The sequence below is a fragment of the Sorangium sp. KYC3313 genome (genome assembly GCF_052075895.1).
Taxonomy (GTDB): Bacteria; Myxococcota_A; Polyangia; order Polyangiales; family Polyangiaceae; genus Sorangium; species Sorangium cellulosum_B.
Window position 1 is genome coordinate 155684 of the sequence record NZ_CP197255.1, and the last position, 26324, is coordinate 182007.

The 26324-nt window shown below is 71.6% G+C and carries 20 protein-coding genes and 1 pseudogene; 7 read left to right on the plus strand and 14 right to left on the minus strand.

Annotation, left to right across the window (positions count from 1 at the left end):
• Positions 1-289: 289 nt before the first annotated feature.
• Complete coding sequence (locus ACSRUE_RS00605; protein ID WP_441289323.1) at positions 290-2728, plus strand: PAS domain-containing protein; 2439 nt, start codon at positions 290-292, stop codon at positions 2726-2728.
• Between the two features lie 30 nt (positions 2729-2758).
• Here the strand turns inward: ACSRUE_RS00605 and ACSRUE_RS00610 are convergent, their stop codons facing one another.
• Entirely contained in the window at positions 2759-3667 is a 909-nt protein-coding gene (locus tag ACSRUE_RS00610; protein ID WP_441289324.1) for an MBL fold metallo-hydrolase, read from the minus strand.
• Between the two features lie 463 nt (positions 3668-4130).
• On the opposite strand from ACSRUE_RS00610, the gene ACSRUE_RS00615 reads away from it, so the two are divergent.
• The 3 genes from ACSRUE_RS00615 to ACSRUE_RS00625 all read left to right on the plus strand — a co-directional run bounded on the left by ACSRUE_RS00615 (position 4131) and on the right by ACSRUE_RS00625 (position 7100).
• Positions 4131-4886 carry a glutathione S-transferase gene (locus ACSRUE_RS00615; RefSeq protein WP_441289325.1) on the plus strand — a complete coding sequence of 252 codons (756 nt, stop codon included), beginning with the start codon at positions 4131-4133 and terminating at the stop codon, positions 4884-4886.
• A 233-nt stretch (positions 4887-5119) separates the two neighbouring features.
• Positions 5120-6379, plus strand: a complete 1260-nt coding sequence (locus tag ACSRUE_RS00620; RefSeq protein WP_441289326.1) for a PAS domain S-box protein — start codon at positions 5120-5122, stop codon at positions 6377-6379.
• Positions 6380-6674: 295 nt separating this feature from the next.
• Complete coding sequence (locus tag ACSRUE_RS00625; protein WP_441289327.1) at positions 6675-7100, plus strand: organic hydroperoxide resistance protein; 426 nt, start codon at positions 6675-6677, stop codon at positions 7098-7100.
• On the opposite strand, the gene ACSRUE_RS00630 is transcribed toward ACSRUE_RS00625, so the two are convergent.
• The 3 genes from ACSRUE_RS00630 to ACSRUE_RS00640 all read right to left on the minus strand — a co-directional run bounded on the left by ACSRUE_RS00630 (position 7086) and on the right by ACSRUE_RS00640 (position 12638).
• A complete protein-coding gene (locus tag ACSRUE_RS00630; RefSeq protein WP_441289328.1) occupies positions 7086-9008 on the minus strand; it encodes an ABC transporter ATP-binding protein in 1923 nt (640 codons plus the stop codon). The two genes, ACSRUE_RS00625 and ACSRUE_RS00630, sit on opposite strands and share 15 nt — an antisense overlap.
• Positions 9005-10939, minus strand: coding sequence for an ABC transporter ATP-binding protein (locus tag ACSRUE_RS00635; protein WP_441289329.1), 1935 nt, complete (start codon positions 10937-10939; stop codon positions 9005-9007). The genes ACSRUE_RS00630 and ACSRUE_RS00635 overlap by 4 nt, the downstream gene beginning before the upstream one ends.
• A gap of 154 nt (positions 10940-11093) precedes the next feature.
• Entirely contained in the window at positions 11094-12638 is a 1545-nt protein-coding gene (locus ACSRUE_RS00640) for a hypothetical protein (protein WP_441289330.1), read from the minus strand.
• Between the two features lie 681 nt (positions 12639-13319).
• Between ACSRUE_RS00640 and ACSRUE_RS00645 the strand changes: the two genes are divergently transcribed.
• Positions 13320-14231, plus strand: a complete 912-nt coding sequence (locus ACSRUE_RS00645) for a LysR family transcriptional regulator (protein WP_437762155.1) — start codon at positions 13320-13322, stop codon at positions 14229-14231.
• A gap of 77 nt (positions 14232-14308) precedes the next feature.
• Here ACSRUE_RS00645 and ilvE read toward each other — a convergent pair whose 3' ends face one another.
• Entirely contained in the window at positions 14309-15199 is an 891-nt protein-coding gene (gene ilvE, locus ACSRUE_RS00650) for a branched-chain-amino-acid transaminase (protein WP_441289331.1), read from the minus strand.
• A gap of 5 nt (positions 15200-15204) precedes the next feature.
• On the minus strand, positions 15205-15918 hold the full coding sequence (locus tag ACSRUE_RS00655; protein WP_441289332.1) for an IclR family transcriptional regulator: 714 nt from the start codon (positions 15916-15918) through the stop codon (positions 15205-15207).
• A gap of 270 nt (positions 15919-16188) precedes the next feature.
• Here ACSRUE_RS00655 and ACSRUE_RS00660 point away from each other — a divergent pair, with 270 nt between their 5' ends.
• Together ACSRUE_RS00660 and ACSRUE_RS00665 are read left to right on the plus strand one after the other, a co-directional pair.
• Positions 16189-16881 carry an alpha/beta hydrolase gene (locus tag ACSRUE_RS00660; RefSeq protein WP_441289333.1) on the plus strand — a complete coding sequence of 231 codons (693 nt, stop codon included), beginning with the start codon at positions 16189-16191 and terminating at the stop codon, positions 16879-16881.
• A gap of 284 nt (positions 16882-17165) precedes the next feature.
• Positions 17166-17714, plus strand: coding sequence for a hypothetical protein (locus ACSRUE_RS00665; RefSeq protein WP_441289334.1), 549 nt, complete (start codon positions 17166-17168; stop codon positions 17712-17714).
• Positions 17715-17804: 90 nt separating this feature from the next.
• Here ACSRUE_RS00665 and ACSRUE_RS00670 read toward each other — a convergent pair whose 3' ends face one another.
• The 8 genes and pseudogenes from ACSRUE_RS00670 to ACSRUE_RS00705 form a co-directional block, all read right to left on the minus strand.
• On the minus strand, positions 17805-19106 hold the full coding sequence (locus ACSRUE_RS00670) for a hypothetical protein (RefSeq protein ID WP_441289335.1): 1302 nt from the start codon (positions 19104-19106) through the stop codon (positions 17805-17807).
• Positions 19107-19112: 6 nt separating this feature from the next.
• Positions 19113-19751 carry a peroxiredoxin gene (locus tag ACSRUE_RS00675; protein WP_272097229.1) on the minus strand — a complete coding sequence of 213 codons (639 nt, stop codon included), beginning with the start codon at positions 19749-19751 and terminating at the stop codon, positions 19113-19115.
• A 152-nt stretch (positions 19752-19903) separates the two neighbouring features.
• Positions 19904-21226, minus strand: coding sequence for a S41 family peptidase (locus ACSRUE_RS00680; protein WP_441289336.1), 1323 nt, complete (start codon positions 21224-21226; stop codon positions 19904-19906).
• Positions 21227-21627: 401 nt separating this feature from the next.
• Positions 21628-21995 (minus strand): annotated as a pseudogene (locus ACSRUE_RS00685) (LLM class flavin-dependent oxidoreductase); the annotation flags it as partial.
• Between the two features lie 165 nt (positions 21996-22160).
• Positions 22161-22949: an ABC transporter ATP-binding protein gene (locus ACSRUE_RS00690; protein WP_441289337.1), complete on the minus strand. Its 789-nt coding sequence runs from the start codon at positions 22947-22949 to the stop codon at positions 22161-22163.
• Positions 22925-23833 (minus strand): ABC transporter permease, encoded by a 909-nt coding sequence (locus ACSRUE_RS00695; protein WP_437762163.1) that lies wholly within the window; start codon positions 23831-23833, stop codon positions 22925-22927. Before ACSRUE_RS00695 ends, ACSRUE_RS00690 begins: the two co-directional genes overlap by 25 nt.
• Positions 23830-24741 (minus strand): ABC transporter substrate-binding protein, encoded by a 912-nt coding sequence (locus ACSRUE_RS00700; protein WP_441289338.1) that lies wholly within the window; start codon positions 24739-24741, stop codon positions 23830-23832. The genes ACSRUE_RS00695 and ACSRUE_RS00700 overlap by 4 nt, the downstream gene beginning before the upstream one ends.
• A gap of 548 nt (positions 24742-25289) precedes the next feature.
• Positions 25290-26210, minus strand: a complete 921-nt coding sequence (locus tag ACSRUE_RS00705; RefSeq protein ID WP_441289339.1) for a LysR family transcriptional regulator — start codon at positions 26208-26210, stop codon at positions 25290-25292.
• Positions 26211-26324: the final 114 nt, after the last annotated feature.

The following is a 26324-nucleotide window of genomic DNA, read 5'->3' on the forward strand; positions in this document are numbered from 1 at the left end:
GGTCGGAGCCACCGCCGCGCCGCGCCGCAACCTGGGTCGGGTCCACGCCGCGCCGCAACCTGGGTCGCGCCGCCGCGGGGTCGCGCCGCCGCGATGGACGGCCGCGTGAACCAGGTTGCGGCGCGAAGGCTCGTGATAGTCTCGCTTCGCGCTCACCAGGATCCGGGTAGAACGCGCGAGGGGCGGATTGAACAGCGACGACAGAGGGCGCGGAGCCGAACGGGGTGGACCGTCCAGGGAGCGACACCGCGGGGATCCGCCGGCGTCGGGCGACACGCTCGCCCGCGCCGTGGCCGACGCGTCGATGGCCCTCTCGCGCGCCGGCGATGACAGTCCGCAGCAAGCGATCGTGGCGGCGGCGGTGCGCCTCCTCCACGTCGACATCGCCTGCCTCTACGATGTCGCGCAGGCGCCGCCCACGCTCGGCCTCGTCGCCTGCGCGGGCGGCAGCGCGGGCTCGCTGGACGCCCTCCGGCGCCTGCCGCTCGACGCCCCGAGCCTCGCCGGCGCCGCCGCCCGCTCGAACATCGCGCAGGTCGCGCCCGAGGACGAGAGCGCCGACGCGCTCCTCGACGCCGGCCATCTGCGCCGACGCTGCGGCTGCACCCACGCGTTCGCGATCCCCATCGCCTTCGCCGGCACCCTGCGCGCGGTGCTGCTCTGCGCCACGGCGCAGCCCGCCCTCCCGCAGACCGAGCAGGTCGAGATCGCGGGCGCCCTGTCGAGCGTCTTCGGGATGGCGCTCACCGCCCCCGAGCTGCACGCCCAGCGCGCGCGGATCGAGGAGCTCGAGCGGGAGAACCACGAGATCGAGCGCGCGCGCGAGCAGCTCCACGCGACGCTCGCGGAAGCCAGGCAGACGGAGGCCGCGCTCCGGCTGAGCGAGGAGAGCCTCGCCCGCGCGCAGAGGTTGGCGAAGCTGGGCAACTGGAACTGGCACATTCCGAGCAACGAGCTGCTCTGGTCCGACGAGTGTTATCGGATGCTGGGCCTGTCCCGCGACGCCGGCGCGCTCACGTACGAGCGGTTCCTCGCCTGCATCCACCCGGAGGACCGCGAGCGTGTGATACGCTCCATCGGCCTCGCGCTCCAGGGCACCCTGCCCTATTGCATCGTTTACCGGATCGTCCGCCCGAACGGCGAAGAGCGCTTTCTCCACACCGAGGCGGACGTGATCCGCGCCGAGGACGGCTCTCCGCTACAGATGATCGGCACGGCGCTCGACATCACCGAGCAGCGGCGCGCCGATCGCGCCTTGCGGCTCAGCGAGGAGCGCCTGCGGATGATCGCGGAGCACGCGAGCGACGTCATCTTCCATGTACGGCTCGGCCCGGAGGGGGGCTACGAGTACATCAACCCCGCCGTCCTCGAGCACACCGGCTATCCGCCCGCGGCCTGGTACGAGAACCCCGAGCTGTTCGTCACCCTGATCCATCCCGAGGACGTCGGGCGCTATCGTGCGTTCGTCGAGCACATGGCCGCGGCCGGCGGCCGGCTCACCTTCCGGATCATCGACAGGAGCGGCCGGACCCGCTGGGTCTCGACCCACATCACGATCCAGCACGACGAGCACGGAAACCCGATCGCCGGGATCGGCATCTCGCGCGACGTCACCACGGAGAAGCTCGCCGACGAGGAGCGCGACCAGCTCCTCGGACAGCTCGCGGCCGAGCGGCGCTGGCTCCACGCGGTCATCGAGCGCTCGCCTGTCGGCATCCTCCTCCTCGACCGGGCCGGCGCGCAGATCGCCCGGAATCGCCGCGCCCAGGAGCTCGCCGGGACAGACGCGCCGCCCGGGCCCCCGGGCGCATGGCGCCTGTGTCTGCCCGACGGGCAGCCCCTCATGGACGAGGAGCAACCGTCGGCGAGCGCGCTGCGTGGCGAGGTCACGAGCTCGAGGGAGCTGTCGCTCCGGCGCGCCGACGGCAGCATGCTGGCGGTGCTCGCGAGCGCTGGCCCCATCGTCGACGGGAACGGCAAGCTGCTCGGCGCGGTCGTCGTCTTCGACGACATCACCCGGCTCAAGGAGCTCGAGCGGCTCAAGGAAGAGTGGACGTCGGTCGTCGCGCACGACCTGAAGCAGCCCGTGACGACCATCATCGGCTACGCGACCCAGCTCGAACGGAAGCCCCAGGTCACGACCGCGGTGAAGACGAGGGCGGGGCACATCCTGGCGAGCGCCAAGCGGCTCGGGCGGATGGTCTCCGATCTCACGGACATCTCCCAGATCGAGTCGCGTCGCCTCGCGACCGAGCGCGCCCCTGTCGACCCGCGCGCGCTCGTGGAGGCGGTCGTCGAGCGGATGGAGAGCGAGACCGAGGGGCGCGCTGTCGACGTCGAGAGCCGCGGGGAGATCCCGATCGTGCACGCAGACGCCGGGCGCGTCGAGCAGGTGCTCGCCAATCTCATCTCCAACGCCGTGAAATACGGTGATCCAGAGACGCCGATACAGGTGACGCTGGAGCGGCGCGACGACGCGGTGCAGATCTCCATCCGCAACAGCGGCCGCGGGATCCCGGCCCAGGACCTCCCGCTCCTGTTCGAGCGCTTCTTCCGGGGAAAGGCGAAGGAGGAGCGCGTGGTCGGCCTCGGCCTCGGCCTGTACATCGCGAAGCGCCTCGTCGAGGCCCACGACGGCAGGATCTGGGTCGAGAGCCCCGAGGGGGGCCACACGACGTTCCATTTCACGCTTCCGGTGGGCGCGGCGCCGCGCCGGGATGCGATGTAATCACGAACCGCCCTGGCCTGCCGTGCGCGGTCAGCGCGACCCCGCGACCGAAGCGGGGGTCCACAGCGGTGGCTCCGACACGCCCCTCCCCGCTCCGGCCGGCACAGCATGGCTTCGTCCGGTGATGCGCTCGAACTCCACGACGTCATGAGAGCACACGAGCCTTACCTCGTGGCCGCGCTCCTCGCGCAGCGCGCGCAGCCGCCGCTGGTTCTCGAGCCGCGCGCCGCGGTCCTTCTCCATCATGAACTGATAGAAACGCAGACCCGGCGTGCACGCCGGCCGAACCGGGTCCATCTCTCGGTGATAGAAGTAGGCGTCGCCGGCGAGCAGCAGCCAGCCGCCATCGCTCCGGATAGCCACGCCAGCGTGGCCCAGCGTGTGACCGATGAGCGGGACGAAGAGCACCTCGTCCTTCAACCCCCCCACCGGCCGCGCGCCCTCGAAGCCAAACCAGCGCTCGCCACCGCCCGAGGGGTAGGCAATCCAGCTCGGCTGCGTCGACCACTGAGCCGGCCGGTAGCGCATCCGGTCGAGGAGCGTCCGCTGCGCGACCGCGGCGTCACGCTCGTCGGCGAGCAGATGGACCTGGGCTCCAGGAAAGTCGTCGAGGCCTCCGGCATGGTCGAAATCGAGGTGGGTGAGCACGATATGGCGGACCTCCTCGGGCCGAAGGCCGAGGCGCTCGATCTGCCGGCGCGCGGTCATCTCGGCGCGAAGCTCCGGTCGCACGAGGAAGAGGAAGAACCGGCTGAGCCGCTTCCTCGCCATCGAGACGTCCAGCAGCCCAAGCCCGGTGTCCACGAGGACCAGGCCGCTCTCCGTCTCGAGGAGCAAGCAATGGCACGTCAGCCTCCCGCGGAGCCCCAGGGTCCGCCCGTCCATCAGCGCGCCGCCGACCGGACAGGTCGAGATGCAGTTGAGATGATGGATTCGCACACCGGAGCGCATGAGGCGCTGTGGCTGCACGGGGTATGCCGATCTCCGGGCCCCTGACGGCGTAAACGACGGAAAAACGGACGCCTGGCCACGAGCGGAGGCGCCCCCACGGGAGGCGCCCTGGATGGGCCGCCTTGACGTTCGTGCCGCGCCTGGACACGTCCCGCCCCGGAGCGCCCCCATGTCCGCGCCCGCGCCACCGCGCGCCCCCCCCGAGCTCTGCCGCGGCGCACGCGAGGCGCTGCACGCGTCGCTCGGCGTCGCCGACGAGCTGAGGACCTGAGTCGACCTTCGACTTCCTCTACCGCCACCCCCTCGGGCGGACGCACGACCTCGTGATCCAGATCGACGAGACCGACGCCTGCCCGTGAGATCGCTCGCGGTGAGCCCGAGGGCCCACCGACGCCGCATCTCTGCCCGCGAGCGATCGGCCCGAGGCGGTGTGTGGTAGCCTGCCGGCGCCATGACCGAGCTACTTGGCCTCGTTTTCTCGCCGTGGACGGAGAAGGCCCGCTGGGCGCTCGACGTCCGGCGCGTCCCCTACACCTTCCGGCACTACCAGCCGCTCGTCGGCGAGCCGGCGCTCCGGGTGAAGTTCCGCCGGCTCACGGGCCGTGTCTCGGTGCCGGTTCTCACCACCGACGACGGGCGCGTGCTCGGGGACTCGGCCGACATCGCGCGCTGGGCCGACGGGCGCGGCGCGGGACCGACCCTGTTCCCTGTCGAGCACGAGGCCGACATCGCGCGGCTCATCGATCTCTCGGAGCGCGGCCTCGCCGCCGGGCGCGCCCGCGCGCTGACACGCATGCTGGCCGACGACGAGGCGCTCGCCGAGATGGCGCCGAGGCCGGTCCGCCGCGCGCTCGGCCCCCTCGCCTCGCGGCTGGGGGCGCTGGGGGTCGCCCGCACCCTCCGCAAGTACGACAGCGACAAGATCGACGGCGAGGCGCACATGCAAACGCAGGTCGCCGTGCTGGAGGAGATCCGCGAGACCCTCGCGCGGGCGGCGCCGTCCGGAGACGCGCCTCGGACGCTCCTCGGCCGCTTCACGTTCGCGGATATCGCGATGAGCCAGGTCCTCGTGAACGTCGCGCCGCCCGCCCAGCTGAAGCTCGGCGCCGCCAGCCGCCGGTGCTTCTCCGACCCCGACCTGAGAGATCGCTACGACGACCTGGTCGCGTGGCGCGACGAGCTCTACCGCGCCTTCCGCACGAGCTGACCGGCCCCGCCGGGCGAGCGCGGTATCTCAAGCGCGGTGAAGCCCGGGGAAACCAGCATGGTCATGGGCTTCATCGGGGGCTCTCTCCTTCAGGCGTTGAGGGCGACTGACCAGGAGCGCGGCCGTCCAGCACACACCCCCCGACCATTTGCAGGCGCGTCCGCCGCGCTGAGGCTCGCGTCGCGCCAGAGGCTCGATCACGGACGCCGGATCTGGTAGCCGTGAAATTTACCATGAAACAAGCGTGGCAAACGGACGAGGTGGGGCGCTTCTTCGAGATGTCCGTGGATCTGATCGGCACCGCCGGCTTCGACGGGCGCCTCAAGCGGATTGGCCAGGCGTGGGAGCGCACGCTCGGGTTCTCGCGCGAAGAGCTCTTGTCGACGCCGTTCATCGACTTCGTGCACCCCGACGATCGAGAGCGCACGCTGGCCGAGTCGGCGCAGGTGTTCGGCGGTAGCGGCAGCGTGACGTTCACGAACCGCTACCGGTGTCGCGACGGCTCTTACCGGTGGATCGAGTGGAACTCGTCGGTTCACACGGAGGAGGAGCTCGTCTATTTCGTCGCTCGTGATATCACGGATCGCAAGCGCGCGGAGGAGTCGCTGCTCGAGGCCGAGTCCCGGTTCCGGGCGGCGGTCGAAGGGAGCCTGGACGCCTTCTTCGTGCTCCGGAGCGTGTTCGACGAGGCCGGGACACCCGTGGATTTCGTGATCACCGACGCCAACCAGAGGGCCCTCACGGGGATATCGATGCCCCGCGAGGAGATCGTCGGCAAGCGGCTCAGCGAGCTTTCGCCCGCCGCGCGCCAGCAGCTGGACAAGTACGCGCGCGTCGTTCGGACCGGCGAGCGGCTCCTCGAGGAGGAGCAGAGCGAGGGTCCAGTGCACAAGGATGTGTGGTTCCAGCATCAGGTCATCCCGCTGAGCGACGGTGTCGCGATCACGATCAGGGACATCACGCCCTTCAAGCAGCTGGAGGCCGAGCTCAGGGAGGCGCTCCATCGCCGGGCGATCCACGCGGAGGAGCTCGAGGAGAAGAACCGCCTGCTCGCGGCGGAGAACGCCGAGCGCGAGCGCGCCGAGGCGCGGATGCGGCAGCAGCAGGAGACGATGCGCGCCATGTCCACGCCCATCATCCAGGCGTGGGAGGGGGTCCTCGTGCTGCCGATCATCGGGACCGTGGAGACCGGGCGGGCGAATGACATCATGGAGCGGCTCCTCACCGAGATCGTGCGGACCAGCGCGCGCTTCGCCGTCCTCGACCTGACCGGCGTGAACGCGGTGGACGCCGCGACCGTGGCGCACCTCCTCGCCGTGGTGCGCGCGGCGAACCTCCTCGGCAGCAGCTGCCTCGTCTCCGGGATCTCGCCCGAGATCGCGCGGACGATGACGGAGCTCGGCGCGGCGGACGGCGGGTTCAAGACCTTCGGCGTGCTCCAGAGCGCCTTGCGTTACGCGCTCTCCCGCTGCAGCGCCGGGGGCGCGCGGTGAGCCGCCGGGCGCGCACATCGACGCGCCCTTGAGCTCACGTGATGTGGCGGGGAGCGCCTCTGCGTCGCTCGACGGCTGTCGGGACTGCAAGCTGCCTGCAACAAGCTGATGACAGGCTGATGACGCCGCGCGGTCGATGCCGGGCGTGATTTCCGGGTGGCGCCTCCTCCCGCGGTTGCCCGGGAGGAGCGTGGGCCCTATGGGAGCATCCCCGAACGGCGCGGCCCGGTCGGGCCGTGCCCGGCGGGGACGCGCTGCCCGTGACCGGGCTCATCGCCACGAAAGGAACGCTCCAATGCCTGTTGACGTGAAGTACACGACGCAAGCCACGGCCCATGGCGGCCGCGATGGCCACGCTGCCACTGCCGACGGTGCTTTCAAGGTCAAGCTCTCGACGCCGAAGGAGCTCGGCGGCGCTGGGGGCGAGGGGAACAACCCGGAGCAGCTGTTCGCGGCGGGTTACGCGGCCTGCTTCCTGGGCGCCCTCAAGTTCGTGGCCGCGCAGGAGAAGGCCCGCATCCCGGCCGAGGCCACCGTGACGGCGACCGTCGGCATCGGCCCGCGCTCCGAGGGCGGGTTTGGCCTCGACATCGGCCTGCGGATCGCGCTGCCGGGCCTGGAGCGCTCGCACGCCGAGCAGCTGGTCGAGAAGGCGCACCAGGTTTGCCCCTACTCGAACGCCACCCGCAACAACGTCCCTGTCCGCCTAGAGGTCGCCTGACCTTCTGACGCCGCGCGCTCCCTCCGCGGGGGCCGGCCCATCCTTCATGAGCTCCCGGTGGAGCGCCGCGAACGCTCCCCCCCGCGCGAGCAGCTCCGCGTGCGTCCCCTGCTCGACGACCCGCCCGTGGTCGAGCACGACGACGCGATCGGCGTGCCGGATCGTGCTCAGCCGGTGGGCCACGACGAAGCTCGTCCGCCCTCGCAAGAGCCTCCCGAGCGCCGCCTGCAGCCGCGCCTCGGTGAGGGCGTCCACGGCGCTCGTCGCCTCGTCGAGCAGCACGATGCGCGGATTGGCGACCATGGCGCGCAGGAAGCACACGATCTGCCGCTGCCCGAGCGACAGCGCCGCCCCGCGCTCGCCTACCTCGGTACGCAGGCCGTCCGGCAGCGCGTCGAGCATGTCGAGCACGTCGAGGCCTCGCGCCGCGTCGCGGATCTCGGCGTCCGTCGCGGCGGGGCTGCCGAGGCGCACGTTGTCGAGCACCGTCCCGCTGAAGAGGAAGTTGCTCTGCAGCACCAGCCCGAGCTGCGCGCGCAGCGAGGCGGACGAGGTCGCCGCGAGATCGTGCCCGTCGACGGTGATCGACCCCGCCGTCGGCAGGTAGAGCTTCGCGAGCAGGTTCAGGATCGACGTCTTGCCGCTGCCCGTGTGCCCGACCAGCGCGATCATCTGCCCCGGCTCGGCGACGAGATCGACGCCGTGGAGCACCGGCTTGCCTGGATCGTACGCGAAGTGGACCCCCTCGAACACGACCCGGCCGCGCGCGGGCGGCAGCGCCGGGAGGCCGCGCTCGTCCGGCCAGTCGGGCGCCGTGTCGAGCACGCGGAAGAGCCGCTCGGCGCCCGCCATCGCCGTGAGGGCCTGGTTGTACTGATTGCCCAGGACGGGGATCGGGTTGAACAGGAGGTTCGCGAGGAAGAAGAACTCCACGAGCACGCGCAGCTCGAGCGCGCCGTGGAGCGCCTGATAGCCGCCGACGACCACGAGGACGGCCAGGAACAGCTGCCCGTTGAACTCGAGGAGCGGGAGGAACGTCGCCGAGTGGCGCGCCGCATCCATGTTGTAGCGGGAGTGGTCGAAGATCAGCGCGCGGAACAGCCCGCCGTTGATGTCCTGCCGCACGAAGCCCTGCGTCACGCGCACCCCCGTGACCGACTCGGCGAGCGTCGCGGTCACGCGGGTGAAGCTCTCCTGCGCGCGCTGGTGGGCGGCCCCGAGGCGCTTGTGGAAATAGACGATCAGCCCCCAGAAGACGGGGACCATCGCGACCACCACGAGGAAGAGCTGCCAGTGCGCGTGGGCCATCAGCGCCATCGCGACCGCCATGGTGCCGAGGTTCACCGTGCTCACGAACACGACGTCCTGCACCGCCACCCGGATCGCGTCGATGTCGGACGTCATGCGGCCGATGAGGCGCCCCACCTTCGTCTTCACGAAGAAGCGCATCGGCATGCGCAGGAGGTGGCTCTCCAGCCGATCGCGCATGTCGAACACCACCGCCTCGCCGAGCTCGAGCGCGAGCCGCGCGCGGTAGTGGAAGACGATCTCGGTGAAGAGGACGAGCGCCGCGAAGCCGAGGACGGCGAGCAGCGTGGCGCGCGCGTCGCGCCGGGCCACCGGGCCGCTGATGATGGCGCCGACCGCCCAGGTCAGGATCGGGAGCTGGATCGACCTGACCACCACGAGGGCGAAGAGCGCGTTCCGCTTGCGCGCGTACGGGCGGGTGAAGGCGAACACGCGCCGCGCGAGCCCGAGATCGAGCGTGCGGTGGTGCTGGTCCGGCTCGTCCCCGAGCGCCACGCGCGCGAGGCCGAGGCGCGCGTCGATCGGCGCCGCCTCGGCCGCGGAGCGGGCCGCCCCCGACGCCGTCGCGGGGCGGCTCGGCGCGTTGGCCCCGCGGCTCACGCCGGGTCCTCGGCGGGGCGCGCGCCCGCGGCGGCGCGGCGCGAGGGGGTGTCGTCCGCCTGCGGCCCGAGGGCGTGGGCGTCGTGCAGCGCGAGGGCGCTCGCGTAGTGGCCGCGCCGCCGGAGCAGCTCCTCGTGGGTCCCCCGCTCGGCGATGCGGCCCCGGTCGAGCACGATCACCTGGTGCGCGCGGCGGAGCAGGTGCGCCCTGTGCGTCGCCATGATCGTCGTCCGCCCCCGCGTCGCGCTGAGGATCGCGTCGAGGATCTCGCGCTCGGTGCTCGCGTCCACCGCCGCGGTCGGGTCGTCGAGCAGGAGCAGCGGCGGGTCGAGCAGCACCGCGCGCGCGATGGCCAGCCGCTGCCGCTGGCCGCCCGAGAGGTTGGCCGCCGCCTCGCCGAGCTCGGTGTCGTAGCCCTCGGGCAGCTCCCGGATGAACTCGTGGGCGCAGGCGATGACCGCGGCGCGCTCGATCTGCTCGCGCGTCGCGTGCGGGGCGCCGAACGCGATGTTCGCCGCCACCGTGTTGCTGAAGAGGAAGTTGTCCTGGAAGACGACCCCCATGCGCCGCCGGATCTGGTCGAGGTCGTGGCGCCGGAGGTCGACGCCGTCGAGGAGGACGCGGCCCGACGTCGGATCGTAGAAGCGCGGGATCAGGCTGAGCAGCGTGCTCTTGCCCGCGCCGGTCGGGCCGATCACCGCGACGAACTGCCCGGGCGCGACGTCGAGGTGGACGTCGTGGAGGACGGGCCTCTCCGGATCGTACCCGAACGTGACGCGCTCGAACACGAGGCGCCCCTCCACCCGCGCAGGGCGCGCCGGCGCCTCGGGGCTCGTGATCTCGACGGGGGTGTCGAGCACCTCGAAGACGCGCTTCGCCCCGATGAAGCTCTGCTGCGCGGTGTTGACGATCGTCGCCATGCTCGCGATCTGCCCCGAGAACTGCTGCAGGATGCCGGCGAACACAACGAGCTGCCCGAGCGTCATCCGGTCGCGCGTGACGAGCAGCCCGCCCATGCCGAGCAGGATGACGAGGCTCACCTGCCCGAGCAGATCGATGATCGGGCTGAGCACGCTGACGGTCCGGAACGTCTCCTGCTGCTGCTCGCGCACCTCGCGGCTGCGCTCGTCGAAGCGGCGGTGGGCCTCGCGCTCTCGCCCGAGCCCCTTGATGACCTGGATGCCATGCAGCCCCTCCGTGAAGCTCAGGACCATGCGATCCACGAGCTCCCGGTTGCGCAGGTAGGCGGGCTGCGCCCACCGGGCGAAGAGCGTGCTCGCGATCCAGAGCAGCGGCGCCGGGGCGAGGCACGCGAGCGTCAGCAGGACGTGCGCGCGGAGCATGTACGCGACGTACACGCCGAGCGACAGGACCATGATGACGCTCGGGAGCAGCACCCCGTCCACGAAGGAGCGCACGAGCTGCACGTCGCCGGTGACGCGGTTGATGAGCGAGCCGCTCTTGTTGGCGTCGAAGAACCGGAAGCTCAGCCGCTGGAGCTTGTCGTACACCCGCGCCCGGAGATCCGGGACGATCTCCATGTGGACGAGGTAGCCCACCGAGAGCGCGTAACCGTAGTTGATCACCGCGCGCGCGGCCGCCATCGCGAGGATGGCGGCGCCGATCGAGAGGACCGCGCGCATGGGCTCACGCTCGGCGTCGACCAGCCGCCCGAGGCCGACAGGCAGATCGGGGAGGCGGTTCGACGGATCGAGCCGATGGCGGAGGATGTCGATGGCGAGGCCGGTCAGGCCGAGCCCGGCGAGCCCCAGCGAGAGCAGGACGATCTGGTAGCCGAGGACACGGAGGACGCGCCCCCGGTACGCCCAGCTCAGCTCGAGGAGCCGCAGCAGGAGCGAGCCCCCCTCGCGGGAGCGCCCTGTTTCAGACGAAGCGAGGGAACCGACATCAGGACGTGAACCGGACAACATCAGCGCAGGGCACCTGACATACCGGCCATGCCGGGGCCCGTAAGCTACCGATTTGTGCGGCCTTCGCCAGCGGCGGGGGCACGAACCCCGTGGCGCGGCCCGCGTGTCGCCCCGACCGCCGGGCCAGCGCCCTGACAGGGCTCCTGGCGCTCCGCTAGTACATCAGGTTGCCCTTGCCGAGCTGGAAGTTGATGTTCGATCCGAACTGATCGCGCGCGTTCTGGACGCGCGAGATCGCGTTCGAGATCCGGCCCTGGCGCTGCGACCAGGTCGCCGCCGAGAGGCCCGCCGCGATCTCGGTCTTCGCCAGCTGGAGGCGATCCGTGGAGACGGGGTGCAGCGGCGTGCCGCCGACGGCGAGGACCTCCAGCGCGTCGTCGATCTCGGCCTCGGCCAGCTCCATCAGGCGCCGCTGGACGTCGGCCCGCGTGTCGTGGAACTGCTGGACGAGCACCTGGGCGGCGTTCAGGCGCTGCTTTGCGAGGTCGATGTTGAACGCGGCGTTCAGGACACGAAGGAAGCGGCCGATCTTGTTGATGTCGGAGTCGGGGAACTGGACGGGGCTCCCGAACCGCGCCTCGAGCTCCAGGCCGGCCGGCGAATTCTTGAAGAAGTCCGACAGATAGAACGCCACCGCGCCCTCGATCTGGTTCCCGAAGGCGTTCGTGTGGAAGAACGGCGGCGTGTCCACGGCCTCGATGAGGGGCGGGGTGCTGAACGTGCCGTCGCCGAACCCGTTGAGAAAGCCGATGTCCAGGACATCGATGTTGGGCGACGCCAGCCCGGAGCCGCCGAAGCCGCCGTCGAACGCGCCGATGGTGCCTGTCGCGGGGGCCTTCCGTGTGCCCGTGTCCAGGTTGCGGTTGCGCCCCGTGTCCAGGTGGTTCGCGCCCGCGTTGGAGTGGCACACGTTGCAGCGGCCCCGCGCCGGGTCGAGGAACGCCTGCCGCCCCTCGTTCGCCTCGAGATCGGCGAGGTTCACCTGCGTGAGGTCGAGCTCGTTCGTCCGGCCCAGGCTCACCTGGAAGGCGAGCGTCAGATCGAGCTCCTGCTCCGTCGGGAGCCGGAAGGCCACCCCCGGCTCGCGGCCGAGATCCGTCGGGTAATGCTGCGTGATCGCCCCGGTGAGGAACTCGCGCAGCGAGCCGGTGCCCGGGGCGCCGTCGCCCGACCAGCCCGTGCGATGGACCGGCGGGCTCGTTATCCCGTCCACCGGATCCGGCGTGATGCTCGTCGCCAGCGAGAGCGTGTGGGGGACCGCGCGCATCGAGAACTTGTTGTCGAGATCGTCGAAGCCGTCGATGTTCTCGCGGATCAGGCCGAGCGTCTTCAGCTCGGGCGTCTCGAGCTCGGTCAGCCCCGGGTCCTGCTCGAAGACGAACAGCGGGTCGAGCGGGTTATCCACGAGCAGAGCGTCGATGAAGGGGATGTCAATCGTGAAGTTGTTTCCGACAGGATGGCACGTCCCGCACGAGCGGCCGTTGCCCTCGAAGGTCTCGCGAAAGAAGATGTCGGCCCCCGCGCAGATCTCCCGCGTGACGAGCCCGGCGATCACGCGAGGATCCTGGTCGCACGCCGCGAGCCGCTGCTGCGCCGTGAGCGCGCTCGACGCGGCGCCGAGGGTTTCCACCTCGCCCTCCGGCGCGGCGGGGGCGCACGAGGCGAGGAGAGAAACAGAGACGATGGGAGCGAGGATCAAGGAACTCAATCTCGGACTTGGCATGACGCTCTCTCTTCCTGTTGCGGTTGTTCGACACCGATTTCGAACCACGGCGTTCATGGATGCGGCGCGCCGTTCGGCGGCAGCGCCGGGGAAACACAGGTGAAACCGACCTGGCGCTGCGCCGACGGCCGGCGGCCGACGTGGCGCCGGCGCCGCGGGCGAGATGGCCGATCCAGGCCATCCGCGCGGCGCTGGAGGCACGCCGGAGGCTCGAGGCCCGGCCCTCGCGCGCTCCATGCGACAAGCGCGCTCGGGCCGCTGTGCCTCGATACGACCCCCTACGGGGATCGGGCCACAGGCGATCTCAGGCGGCGATTACTTAGCGGACCGGACCAGACACAGCAATGCTCACGGACGCTCGCAGCACAATTCTGACTTCTTAATGAACCTTTACAAACAGGACCACGAGACGACATTCCCCGGCGGATCGGCCTGCGGCATCGCCGGGTATCGCCATGACGGCGGGCGGAGCGGGCGCGCGGAGGAGCCGTGAGCCCGGCTCCGCGGGCGTGCTCGGGAGATCGAAGCGGGGCATGGGCGCGAAGGCCGGCGGCATCCCCCCACCGCTCTCGGTGAGGTCAGTGACCGTGCCGGCTCAATGGCCAACCTTTAGGTCGGCCGATGGCGCCCTTCCAACTCATTAGTAGCATGGGCCCCATGCATTCCGTGCATCTCGCTTCCATCGACCTGAACCTGCTCGTCGTCCTCGACGCCCTGCTGGCGGAGGGGAACGTCACGCGCGCGGCGGCGCGCGTCGGGCTGAGCCAGTCGGCGATGAGCCACGCCCTCGGGCGCCTCCGCGTGTTGATCGACGATCCCGTCCTGGTGCGCACGCCGCGGGGGATGATCCCGACGCCGCGCGCGCAGGAGCTCATCGGCCCCATCCGTGAGGCCCTCGCCAAGATCGAGGCGACGGTCGCGCGCAGCCCTCGCTTCGAGCCCGCGACGGCGCGCCGCTCGTTCACCGTCGCCACGGTCGATTACGTGGAGCTCATCCTGCTGCCGCGGCTCGTGCAGAAGCTCGTCTCCGAGGCGCCCTTCATCGACCTCGTCGCGCGCCCCTACGACAGCGAGATGTGGAGCGCCATGGAGACAGGCAAGGTCGATCTCGCGATCGGCCTGCTCCCCGCCTTGCCCGCGGGGTTTTACCGGCAAAGGCTCATCGAGGAGCGCTACATGTGTGTCGTGCGGAGGAGCCACCCCGCGGTCCGGGGCAAGCTCACGCTCAAGACGTACACGAGCTTGCCGCACGCGCTCATCAGCCCGCGCGGCGAGGGCGGAGGCCGGGTGGACGAGGTCCTCGCCGAACGAGGGCTCTCGCGCCGCGTGGCGCTGCAGATCCCGCATTTCCTCGTGGCGGCCCACATCGTGGCCCAGACCGATCTCGTGCTGACCGTGCCGGCGCGCATCGCGCGCGTGTTCGCGGAGATGGAGGAGCTGCACGTCATGAAGCCGCCCGTGGAGCTCGGCGGGTTCTCGGTGGATCAGGTGTGGCACGAGCGGCACGCGAAGGACCCGGCGCACACCTGGCTGCGCGGCGTCTTCGCGGAGATCGCCCGCGACAGCTGACGCGCTCTCCCGCGCGGCGGCCACGTCTCGCGGGAGCAGGGGCGAGCCGACGTGCCGAGTGACGAAAGGGGAACCGGTCAACCCGGGCCGCCGGGCGCGGCGATGAACGGGGCGCCCTCGGTCTCGGCGAGCTGCCGGTGGAGCGAGGTCAGGCGGGCCGTGACAGGGCCGCGCTCGCCGCGGCCGATGGTGCGCCCGTCGAGGCCACGGATGGCGATCACGCCGGCGCCGGTGCCCGTCAGGAACGCCTCGTCGGCGGCGAAGAGGTCGAGCCGCCCGATCGAGCGCTCCACGACCGTGAGCCCGATGCCGCGCGCGAGCTCCATGACGGCCGCGCGGTTGATGCCCTCGAGGCACCCGTCGGTGGCCGGCGGCGTCGCGAGCACGTCGCCGCGGAGCGCGAATACGTTGGCCACGGAGGCCTCGGCGATGTGACCCCGCGCGTTCAGGAGCAGCGCGTCGTCGGCGCCGCGCTGCCTCGCCTCGAGCTTCGCGAGCGCGGAGCCGAGGTAGTTCAGGCTCTTGATCCGCATGTCGAGCGCGTCCGCGTTGGGCCTCCTGTGGCTCGACGTGATGAGCTCGAGGCCGCGCCGCCGCTGCTCGTCGTCGAAGAGGCGGATGGCCCCCACGATGCAGAACAGCCCCGGCCGCTCGCAGGTCGTCGGGTCGACGCCGAGCGGGCCCACGCCGCGCGTCACCACGAGGCGCACGTAGGCCTCGGGCTGGCCGTGCGCGCGCGCCGTCTCCTCGACGATGGCGCGGAGCCCGTCGAGCGAGCGCGGGAGCGCGATGCCGAGCGCCCTCGCGCCGATCTCGAGCCGCGCGAGGTGTCGCTCGATCCGGAAGACGCGCCCCGCCGCGACGCGCATGCCCTCGAACACGCCGTCGCCGTAGAGCAACCCGTGATCGGTCACGTTCACGGTCGCGTCCGCAGCGTCGACGATCCGCCCATCGATCCATGTCTTCATGCCGTTCACCTCCTGCCCTCGCCCTGGAGGGCGCGCGCGACCCGCTCGGCGGCGTCGCGCGTGTGATTCACCGCGGCGTCACGGCGATCGCCGCGCAGGCTCTGGGCGGCCGCGGCGCAGGCGACGCAGCCGTGCAGGCCGCCGCGCGCGAGCACCGGGGCCGCGATGACGGTCAGCCCGTCGATCCACTCCCCCTCGTTGACGTCGTAGCCGCGCTTCGCCGCGCGCCGCGCGGCGCGGAGCATGGCCGGGTCCGCGCCCGAGGCGCCCACGAGCTCGGGCGCGTGCGCGAGGTAGAGCCGGCCGCTCGCGGTGACGTCGAGCGGCACCTCGGCCCCGACGGTGGGCGCCGCGCGCAGGAGGCCCGTGCCCTCCGCCTTGTCGAGCACGACGAGCCTGCCAGCGCGCGCGGCGACGAGGAAGAACGTCTCGCCGAAGGCGCGCGCCGCCCGCTCCAGCTCGGGCCTCGCGACGCGCGCGACCGCGTCGAGCCCCTGCGCCCCGAGCCCGAGCCGGATGAGGCCGACGCCGAGCCGGTAGCGCCCCTCCCCGTCCTGCTCCACCAGCGCGTGCGCGGCGAGCGACGCGAGCAGCCGGTGCAGCGTCGCCTTCGGCATGCGGAGCCGCTCCGCGAGCTCCGAGAGCGAAGCGCTGCCGTCGCCCTCGCCCAGCGCCTCGAGGGCGCGCACCGCCTTGTCGACCGTCCCGGATCGCTCCATGCCAGTTCCACTATTCGGAATGACGTTCCGACTATTGGTATACATCCATCCCGCGCCGCGGTCGAGGGGGGCGGCGCGGGGGCGGCGCGGCGCAGCGGGATCCCCGCGGGATGGCGGGCGGAGGCGCGCGGGGGCCGGCGGAGGCGCGCGGGGGCCGGCGGAGGCGCGGGGAGAGCGGGCTCGGCGCCGCGGGCGACGCGCGCTGGTGTCGCTCGAGGGGGTCGGATAGCGTCCTTCGGTCCCGCCGTGAGCAGCGGAGGAGAGGAGCACATGCGCAAGATCTCATCGGTCGTACTGGTCCACGGCGCCTGGCACGGCCCGTCCTGCTGGTCCCAGGTCGCGTGTCGGCTGCTCGGCAGCGGGCTCGACGTCCGGGTGCCGGAGCTGCGGAGCGTCGGGCCCGCCGCGGACGGCCTCGCGGCGGACGCGGAGGTGGTGCGGGCGGCGCTGGCCGAGGCGCCGGGCGAGGCCGTCGTGGTCGCGCACTCCTACGGGGGATTGCCGGTCACGGAGGTGGCGGCCCGCGCGGGCAACGTCGCCCACCTCGTCTACCTGTGCGCGTTCATGCTCGGCCCGGGGGAATCCCTGCTCTCGGCGATCGGAGGCCAGGAGCCGCCATGGTGGATCACCTCCTCGGACGGCCGGACGATGCTGCCCGAACGCGCGCGCGACATCTTCTACAACGACTGCAGCGACGAGGTCGCAGCCGCCGCGGCAGCGGCGCTGCGGCCTCAGTCCAAGGTGTCCTTCACGGAGCCGCTGGGGGCCGCGGCCTGGCAGGAGCTGCCCTCCACCTACGTGATCTGCGAGCGCGACAACGCCATTCCGGTGTTCGTGCAGGAGGCGATGTCGCAGCGCGCGAGGCACGTGCGGCGCCTCGACGCGGGCCACTCTCCGTTCCTGTCGCAGCCGGACGAGGTGGCCGCGCTCGTGCGCGACATCGTCGCGGCCGCGGCCGGCTGAGCCGGCGCCGGCGCGCGGCGCCGGTCACCGTGGAGACGCCTGCCGGCGAGCGCATCGAGCTGCCGTGGGATCAGCGCCGCTTCGCTCGCGCAAAGTGCGAGGTCTGACATTCATGCCGCTGCGCAGGCTGAGCCAGGCCGCACGCCGCGTTCCGGCGAGCTCGCCTGCCTCGCGCAACCGGGCGGGCGTGCAGCCTTGTTCTGCCCGGCCGCAGCGCGCTGCTCGCACCGGAGCCACACGCGGCGTCCGGGCTCGTGGCACAGCGGTTGCCGTCTGACGCTGGCATGAAACCGAACACGCTCTTCAAGGTCCTTGCGCTGGTCGCTAGCTTCCCGTTCGCCGCCGGCTGCGCTCTCGGCGCCGAGGAGGAGCCAGCGCCTGGGCAACAGTCGCTCGGCGCTCCGTCCGACGCCGAGGGGATCTGGCTCTCCACGAAATACTCCTTCGGTCTCTGCGCCGGCGAGTGCATCACGACGGTGTCCCGCGACGGCGCGGAGCTCTCGCTCACGGCCTGCACACGCGACCAGGGCTGTCCCCGCTCGAACCTGGCGATGCTTACAGACGAAGGCGCGCGAACGCTCGACGAGATCGAGGACGCGCTCTCGGGCGCCGCCCTCGACGACCGCTACGGCTGCCCTGACTGCGCCGACGGCGGCGCGACGTCGGTGCGCCTGCGCCGCGATGGTCTCGAGACGTCGCACCTCTACGAGTACGCCGAGGCGCCGGCGCTCCTCCAGGCGCTCGATCGCCTGGTGGCCGACCTCCGGCTCGGCCTGGACTCCTGCACATCGGGACCGCTCCTGAAGCCCTCGGCGGGGTGCACGCCCAAGTGAACGCGCTCGACCGGAGGCTCCGGGCCGGCTCGTCCGGGTGAGACCGCCGCCGGAGCCGCGCCCGGCCAGCGCCGCCCGCCGGAGCGGGCGCTACCCGTCGTCCGGCAGATAGAGCTTCACGTCGTCGAACTCGGCGGTGCCCTCGTAATAATTGATGTGCGGATCACCGAAGAAGAAGTGATCCGGGTAGGCCGACCCCGCCGGCCAGGTCTCGAAGGTCTTGCCGAAGTCGACGGTCTCGTTGGGGTGTTCCGCCTCGATCTCGTCGGGGCGCTGGTTGTAGTGCCACGTCACCGGCGGCTCGCGGAAATCCCTCCGCGCGGCGTACGTCGTGCTGCCGCCGTGGTGGAACCTGCCCGCCGCGGACATCGCATAACCCCGGCCGTCGCGCTCGACGGTGACCACGTAAGCCTCCCTGTCGAGGTACTTGTCCACGAAGATGGGGCCGTTTTTCCACCCGCCGGCGGTGTACGACGTGAACCCATTTCCCGTCCACGGGCTCCCGAACGCGTCGCCGCGGAGCCAGATCATGCTCACATAACGTGATCCGTCCTGCTCGGCCCGGCCGGTCGAGGGGTTCCATACCTGCGACCAGGGGCCGTCCTCGCCGAAGTTGCTGTCGGTGTCCATCACGACCTTCCGGTGGTGATGGATGAAGACGTTGTTGTGAGGGGCCGGCCGCGGATAATCGGTGATGCAGAGAAAGTAAACACCATTATCGGATGTCGCCGACCGCGGCGCGGCGCTGTGATCGCCGAACCGCCACGGGTCGGCCAGCTCGTCCCCGTCGTAGCCGTTGGTCTTGCCCCCGTGCGTCCAGCTGCCCTCGCGCAGGCCGCCGAAGTCGATGTTCGAGACCGTCACCTCCACGCGGTACCGCGCGGGCAGCGGCGCGGTCGAGCGGAGGATCGCGCCGTCGTAGTGGCGGGTGGAGACGAGCCTCGCCTTGCCGCCCGCCGCCTCGAAGCGGCCGCCTGTCTCGGGGACGCCGTCGCGGTCGCTGTCGCGGCCATACAGCTCGACCGTGAGCCAGCCACCCTCGCCATACGTGAAGGACTTCCGGAACGATCGGAACCTCGCCAGGCCTTCCCGGAACACCTCGCCGCCCTGCGCGGAGAAGAACTCACCATCTTCGTCGAAGACATCGACGTGATAGGGGCTCTCGTCGCCATACCGATCCTCGGTCCACGCCGCGGGCTCCTGGAACGGCGCATCGAAGGTCTCGTGGTGGACGAGCTTCCAACCGGCGCCGGCGGCCCGCGCCGCCGGCCTCGGCCCGCCGCCGCTCGCCCCGAGCGACTCGGGCGCGGGCGCGCGCGAGCACGCCGCCGGCAACACGAGGGCGAGCGCGGCGAGGCGTCGCGTCGTCGCCTCGCGCGTGGGCGGCGCCACGGCGGATCAGCGGTTGGGCTGCGGGGTGAGGCGCAGGTACGGGCGGACGGCGTTGTACCCCTTGGGGAACTTCTGCGCGAGGACGGCGGGGTCCTGGAGCGAGGGGACGATCACCACCTCATCGCCGTCCTTCCAGTTCGCGGGCGTCGCCACGGAGTGGCTGTCCGTGAGCTGGAGCGAGTCGATGAGGCGCAGGATCTCGTCGAAGTTGCGCCCCGTGCTCGCCGGGTACGTGAACGTCGCGCGGATCTTCTTGTTCGGATCGATGACGAACACCGAGCGCACCGTGAGCGTGTCGCTCGCCTGCGGGTGGATCATCCCGTAAAGGCCCGACACCTTCCGGTCCACGTCGGCGAGGATCGGGTAGTTCAGCTTCGTGCGCTGCGTCTCCTCGATATCCACCGACCAGCGCTTGTGCGAGTCGACGTCGTCGACGCTGAGCGCGATGGGCTTCACGCCGCGCTTGTCGAACTCCGCCTTGAGGTTGGCGACAGCGCCGAGCTCGGTCGTGCAAACCGGGGTGAAATCCTTCGGGTGCGAGAACAGGATCACCCACGAGCTCCCGGCCCACTCGTGGAATCGGATGGTCCCGTGCGTGGACTCTTGCTCGAAATCAGGCGCGATGCTTCCGAGTTGCAGGCTCATGACATTCCCTCCTGGCCGCAGCCATAGTCTCCGCTATGGCGGAGGAATGTCCGTCAAGCCGCTCAGCGTGTCAAGCCGGGAGCGGCGGTGTTTCGCGCCGGGGCGCCGCAGGCGCGCTCGACCGCGCCGCGCCTGGCCGGCGCGGCCGCGCCTCAGAGCGCGCCGACCTCGCGCCGGAGGCCGCGCCACGGGATCTCCCGCGGCGGCGCGGCGCGGCGCTCGCCTGCCCCGTCCGGCGGCGCCGCGGTCGAGCACTCGCCGTGCTCCAGCAGGTGCAGGGCCTCGGCGAGGCACGTCTCGCCCGCGTCGCCGAGCTCTGCGCCGAGCGTGTCGTCGGCGGCGCAGTCGGGGGGGAGGCCATCGTAGAAATCGCCCTCTTCCTTCGCGTTGAGCACCCGGAACGCGATCGGGTGCACGACCATGTCGCAGTGGTCCCATCCGTACATGCCGACGGGCTTGCCGTGCGTGGTCGAGCCGACGATCTTCACGTCCATGTAGGCGCGCAGGCTGTTGATCAGCGACTCGCTCGCGGAGGCCGTCCCGCCGGACGTGATGACGACCAGCCGGGACAGGGGGAGCGGCGGCTGGTCGAGGTCGTCGAACGTCTCCCGCTTGTCCCAGTCGACGTGCCTGTCGTTGTGCGCGGTGATGTCGAGCAGCGCGCCGGCCTCTGCCGGCCGGTGGATCAGGCTCGCGAGGTGCCTCTCGACGGAGAGGCGCCCACCTCCGTTGTAGCGCAGGTCGAGCACCAGCTCGTCGACCTGGCTCTCCCTGAACAGCGCGAAGGCGCTGTCGAGCTCGCTCACCGAAGGCTCGATGAAGGTGGTGAGCATGAGATATCCGACGGTCGCGGACCCTGCCTGCAGGATACGCGGGCTCACGACGGTGGTGATGCCATACCACGCCTTCCGGAGCGCGACCGTGAAGGCCTCGGCGTCCGCGCGCTCGATCGTCAGCGACATCTCGTACCCTTCCTCGTCGGGGCCTGCGAGCTCCTCCCAGAGGTCGTCGCTCACGACCTGCTCGACGTCGATGCCGTTGATCGCCACCACCGCGTCGCCCCGCCGGAGGTCGGCCTCTCCGGCAGGCGAGCCCGGCTGGACCAGCGCGAGCCGGAGGCTGCCTTCCTGGTCGAAGCTCCACCGCATGCCGAACCCGAGGGTCTGCCCTTCCCGGAAGAACGCGTCATCGACGCTCTTGGTCGAGATGTAGCTCCAGCGGTCTCGCGGCTCTGTGGCGAGATCCACGAGCAGCGCCTCGGGCGAGGGGTACGCCCGGTAGTCCAGGTCGGGTACGCCGTCGTACCAGAGATAGGCGTCCTTCATCAGCTCGAACAGGAACTGGTTCTGTCCCTGCAGCGAGCAGTCTGCCTTTGGCTCCGCATCACCGTCCGAGGCGGAGCAGCCTCCCGTCGCGGCGGCGGCCAGCGCGAGGGTGCATGCGGAGAGGACCACGACGAGCTTCGAGGCGAGCATGCGCCTCAGCACACCACGAAACGGAAAGGGCGAGCAACGCGATCCCCGACCGAGGTTGGTCCCTGAAGGGGCTTGGTTGGCCGTTCGTCCCGACCGGGGTTGAGGTTTATTGTAACGCGACTCACTCTGCCGCCGTTCGTCCCGACCGGGTTGGGTTCACCGACCGGTGCGAGCCCCGACCGGGGTTGGGTTCAGCCGCAGCCGCGGTTCATTCCCCGACCGGCGCTGCGGCCAATTGTGATCTATTTCACTTCGCACCTCGACCAGATCCCGACCGGGGTTGAGGTTTGCCCGATCCATTTCCCGACCGGGGTTGAGGTTTATCCGACCGGGGTTGAGGCTTATTGTAACGCAATTCACTCTGCCGCCGCGACCAGGTCCCGACCGGGGTTGAGGTTTGCCCGCTTCTGCAGGATCGGGACCACGTGCTCGACGAACGCCTCGAGCCCCGACGGCAGCACCGGCGGCATCACGTTGAAGCCATCGGCCGCCCCCTGCTCCCACCAGTGCTGGATCGCGTCCGCCACCTGCTCGGGCGCGCCAGCGAACGTCCGGTGGCCACGGCCGCGCCGCCCAGCCGCCCGATCAGCTGGCGCACCGTCAGCCGCTCCCGCCGCGCCAGGCTCACGATCAGCGTGTACCGGCTCTTCGCCCCCTCGATCTGATCCTCGCTCGGCAGATCCCGCGGCAGCTCCGCGTCGAGGTCGAGCTCCTCCGGCTTCACCCGCAGCGTCTGCGCGAGCTGGCGCTTCGCGTACTCCGGCTTGACGTGCCGCGGCGGGTAGATCTTGCGATCATCGCCCCAGACGCCGTTCTCCTTGTCGCCGAGCGGCGCGTCGTCGCCCCAGCTGTCCCACAGCTTCAGCGACACATCGATGAACTCCGCCGCCCGCGATGAGAAACGCGTTGAGATGCAGCTGTCCGGGTCGTTGGGTCACGGGGAACTCCGTTCCAGTTCAGGGTTCGCGTCAGGATCTCCGGCAGCGGCCGCGCCCGGCGCGCCCCCCAGCGCCGAAAGCAGCGACTCGCGGTGGGCGAGGAACCGCGGCTCGCGCAGCGGGCGCGGCGCCGGCAGATCGATCCGCCGCTCCTCGGCGATGCGGCCGCCCTCGAGCACCAGCACCCGATCGGCGAGCGCGATCGCCTCGTCGACGTCGTGGGTGACCAGCAGCACGGCCGGCCGGTGCCGCGCGCACAGCTCGCGCAGGAGGTCGTGCATGCGCGCGCGGGTCAGCGCGTCGAGCGCGCCGAACGGCTCGTCGGCCAGCACGAGCTCCGGATCGCGCACCAGCGACCGCGCCAGCGCCACCCGCTGCTGCTCGCCGCCGGACAGCTCGACGGGCCACGCGCGCTCCCGCCCGGCGAGCCCCACCTCCGCGAGCGCGCCCAGGCCGCGCTCCCGGGCCTGCGGCGCGTCGAGCCCCAGGATCACGTTGTCGAGCACCCGCGCCCAAGGCAGGAGCCGCGTGTCCTGGAACACGACCGCCCGGTTGTCCGGCACGTGCAGCTCGCCCGAGCCGGTCACCTCGTCGTCCAGCTCGGCGATCGCCCGCAGCAGGGTGCTCTTGCCCGATCCGCTGCGGCCGAGCAGCGCGACGAACTCGCCCCGCTCGATCGTGAGGTCGATCCCGTCGAGCACCACGCGGGCGCCGAAGCGGCGGACCAGGCCGCGGATCCGCACCGCGGGCGGGGCCGCCGTCAACCGGCCAGGATGCGGCGCCATGACAGGGCCTTTCGCTCGATGAGCCGCACGGCCGAGTCGGAGGCCAGGCCGAACAGCCCGTACACGACGAGGCCGAGGAGGATGATCTCCGTCTGCCCGTACGAGCGCGCCAGCGACATCATGTAGCCGATGCCGCTCGTGGCGTTGATCTGCTCGACCACCACGAGCGCCAGCCACGCGCCGGTCACCGCCAGCCGGAGGCCCATCAGGAAGCCCGGAAGCGCCCCCGGCAACGCCACCTTCCGGATGAACTGCCACCTCGTCAGGCGGACCGCCTCGGCCAGCTCCACGTAGCGCGCGTCGATGGTGCGCAGCGCCGCGTGGGTGTGGACGTAGACCGGGATGACGACGCCGAGCGCGATGGTGAGCACCTTCATCTGCTCGCCGATGCCGAACCAGAGGATCAGCAGCGGGATGAGCGCCAGCGTCGGGATCGCGCGCTTGATCTGCACCGGCCCGTCGAGCAGCGCCTCGCCGACGCGCGTCAGCCCGGCGAGGAGCGCCAGCACCGTACCCAGGCCGGCCCCGAGCGCGAGCCCCAGGAAGGCCCGCTGCGCCGACGTGAGCAGGTTGGACAGGAGCCGCCCATCGGCGATCAGCTCGTGCGCCGTGGTCACCACGGTCCACGGCGCGGAGAGCACGCGCGCGTCGAGCGCGCCCGTCGCCGAGGCGGCGGCCCACAGCGCGAGCAGCAGCGCCGGGCCGAGCGCGAGGCCGTACGGGATGCGCCGCCCCGGGCCCAGGCGGCGCCGCAAGCGGCGGCCGGACAGGCGGCGGCCGGTCGGGGCGCCGGACGGCGGCGCGGAGACGTCCGCTGTTGCGGTGAGATCCGGGAAGCTGGCGAGGCGCGGCGAGGCGGCGCTCGTGGGCAGTGCGGTCGTCATGGAGTGCTCCTGTCGGCCGTCGCCGGCCGGTCCGTCGGTCCGGCGCCCTCGGCGGCGCCGGCCACCTCCGCTCCGATCGTCTGGAATCGGAGGTCGAAGATCGTCCTGGCCTCGAACCGCTTCTGGCCGGAGACCTCGGCGAGCAAGTCGGCGGTCTCCTGGGTCAGCGCGATCGCCTCGGACCAGTCGCCCGGGTACTGCGGCTTGCCGGCGGCCTCGATGAGGAAGCGCCCTTCCCTGGCCGAGAGGCCCTGATCCTTGACGTAGTACGCCTCGATCCACGCCTCCGGGTGCGCATAGGCCCACAGCTGGGCCCTGGCCCGCCGCTTCGCGTAGTCGACCAGCGCGGCCGCCTTGTGAGCGTCCCTGAGCGCCTCGGCGCGCACGTAAAGGAAGCCGAGGTTGTCGCGGACCCCGTGCGCGATCGACGAGGCGCCCTCGGCGCGGTACTCGTTGAGATAACGCAGCAGGGTGACGCCGGCCAGCGGCGCGACGTCGACCTGGCGGCTGGTGAGCGCCTCCTTGAACTCGGTGCTCCCGAGCTGGACGAGCGTCACCTCCTCCTGCGACAGCCCGGCCTTCTTCAGCACGCGCAGGACGAGCGCGCCCTGCGCCTGCCCCGGCGAATAGGCGATCTTCTTGCCGCGGAGATCGCCGATGGACGCGACCTGCGCGCCCGGCGCGGTGGCCAGCTCGTAGATGGGCTTCTCCCGCACCTGCACGGTGAGGATCTTCACGTCGACCCCGGTGAAGGTGGCGTGGATGGGCGGCGTGTCGCCGACCGCGCCCGCGTCGAGCACCCCGGCGCGGAACGCCTCGATGGTCTGCGGTCCTCCGCTGATGTTCTGCCAGTCGACGCGGAATGGCAGCCTGTCGATGTCGCCGGAGAGCTGGAGTTGCTTCTGCACCGTCGGATCACCGATGCTGAGCCGCGTCTCGCGCGGGATCTCGGCCGGGATCGGGGCGTCCGGAGCGAGCGTGGCAGCCGCGCTCGTCTCGCCGCCGCGCTTGCACCCGGACGAGGCAATCAGCGCTGAGAGCGCAGAGAGCGCCGCGAACGTCGCGAGTGAGCGAACCCTGTCGATGAACGAGCGCAGATGGACCTCGGTGCGCGGCTGGAAGCGGTGCCGTTTCGCGGATGCCCGGGCGCCGCCCCGCCCGCCGCCCAGCCGGCGGGGGAGAGGAGCGCTCGGGAGACGCCGGGACGGGCCTCGCGGAGCCGATGGCCCGCGGCCCGTCCTCGGGATCGTCTCGCCATGACCAGCAACGCCCGTGCCGCCGCGCCGCTCGCCCGTCGACAGCGCCGTCCAGCGGCCCGCGCCCGCCGCCGCGCGGCGCCCGCCGGCCGGGCCAAGGCCGCGCTGCTTCCCCAGCAACAGCCGGTGGTGATCCGCTGCTCCGGCGCGAGCACGGCCCGCCGCCCTCCGGCGGGAGCAGGCGCGGAGGGGGCGGCCCGCTACCGCGCCGCGGCGGGGGCCTCGCGCCGCCCTTGGACGCCGAACGCGTCGAGCAGGTAGTCGCGGAAGGCGCGGATCTTGGACGGCAGGAAGCGCGTCCCCGGGTGGACGAGGTACAGGGAGGCGGCGCCGTGGATCGCGTAGTCCTTGAGCACGGGCACGAGCCGCTTCGCGTCGAGGTCGCCGCGCACGTTGAGCGCGGGGACCAGCGCGATCCCGCCCCCGGCCAGCGCGACCTCGCGGCAGAAGGAGAAATCGGAGGCCGAGATCGCCGCGCGCACCCGGAGCTCCGCGCGATCGCGGCCGTCGCGCGCCGAGAGCGCGATCGACGCGTGCCCGCGCGCGGTCTGGGCGAGCAGCAGCCGGTGCCCCGCGAGCTCCTCGGGCCGGCGCACGGCCCCGTGCTTGCGCAGGTAGGACGGCGCCGCGAACAGGCCGACCTCGATGTGCTGCAGCTTGTGGGCGATGAGCGACGAGTCCGGGAGGCTCGAGGTCGCGCGCAGGGCCACGTCGACCTGGTGGGCGTCGAAATCGAGGAGCGCCTCGGTGAGCAGCAGCTCCAGCGAGATCTCGGGGAAGCGCTCCGCGAAGCCGGCCGAGAGCGGCGCCAGGATGCTCAGCCCGAGATCGAACGGCGCCGTCACGCGCAGGTGCCCGCGCGGCCTCGAGCGCGCCTGCTGCACCGCCACGTTCGCGTCCTCCAGCAGCTCGAGCGCCCGGCCGACGCGCATCCGGTAGGCGAGCCCGTCCTCGGTCGCCTGCACGAGCCGCGGGCTGCGGCGGAGCAGCTCCACCCCGAGCGCGTGCTCCAGGCGCGTGATGCGGCGGCTGACGCTGCCCTTCGTCTCGCCCAGCGTCTTCGCGGCCGCCGTGATCGATCCGAGGTCGACCACCAGGCAGAAGGCCCGCAAATCGCTCACATTCGCGTCGATCGTTTCCGTTTTGACAACCCGCCGTTTCATTTCAGGGTCATTGTACCACTCCTGGAAACGACCTAGGGTGGGCTCATCATGGATCGCCGGGCTGCATTGAGG

Excerpts from the sequence above, each read along its gene's own strand:
- ACSRUE_RS00675 (WP_272097229.1), bottom strand. The coding sequence starts at position 19,751 with ATGAGCCTGCAACTCGGAAGCATCGCGCCTGATTTCGAGCAAGAGTCC.
- ACSRUE_RS00615 (WP_441289325.1), top strand. The coding sequence starts at position 4,131 with ATGACCGAGCTACTTGGCCTCGTTTTCTCGCCGTGGACGGAGAAGGCC.
- ACSRUE_RS00655 (WP_441289332.1), bottom strand. The coding sequence starts at position 15,918 with ATGGAGCGATCCGGGACGGTCGACAAGGCGGTGCGCGCCCTCGAGGCG.
- ACSRUE_RS00665 (WP_441289334.1), top strand. The coding sequence starts at position 17,166 with ATGAAACCGAACACGCTCTTCAAGGTCCTTGCGCTGGTCGCTAGCTTC.
- ilvE (WP_441289331.1), bottom strand. The coding sequence starts at position 15,199 with ATGAAGACATGGATCGATGGGCGGATCGTCGACGCTGCGGACGCGACC.
- ACSRUE_RS00695 (WP_437762163.1), bottom strand. The coding sequence starts at position 23,833 with ATGACGACCGCACTGCCCACGAGCGCCGCCTCGCCGCGCCTCGCCAGC.
- ACSRUE_RS00625 (WP_441289327.1), top strand. The coding sequence starts at position 6,675 with ATGCCTGTTGACGTGAAGTACACGACGCAAGCCACGGCCCATGGCGGC.
- ACSRUE_RS00680 (WP_441289336.1), bottom strand. The coding sequence starts at position 21,226 with ATGCTCGCCTCGAAGCTCGTCGTGGTCCTCTCCGCATGCACCCTCGCG.
- ACSRUE_RS00690 (WP_441289337.1), bottom strand. The coding sequence starts at position 22,949 with ATGGCGCCGCATCCTGGCCGGTTGACGGCGGCCCCGCCCGCGGTGCGG.
- ACSRUE_RS00660 (WP_441289333.1), top strand. The coding sequence starts at position 16,189 with ATGCGCAAGATCTCATCGGTCGTACTGGTCCACGGCGCCTGGCACGGC.
- ACSRUE_RS00645 (WP_437762155.1), top strand. The coding sequence starts at position 13,320 with ATGCATTCCGTGCATCTCGCTTCCATCGACCTGAACCTGCTCGTCGTC.
- ACSRUE_RS00635 (WP_441289329.1), bottom strand. The coding sequence starts at position 10,939 with ATGTTGTCCGGTTCACGTCCTGATGTCGGTTCCCTCGCTTCGTCTGAA.
- ACSRUE_RS00620 (WP_441289326.1), top strand. The coding sequence starts at position 5,120 with ATGAAACAAGCGTGGCAAACGGACGAGGTGGGGCGCTTCTTCGAGATG.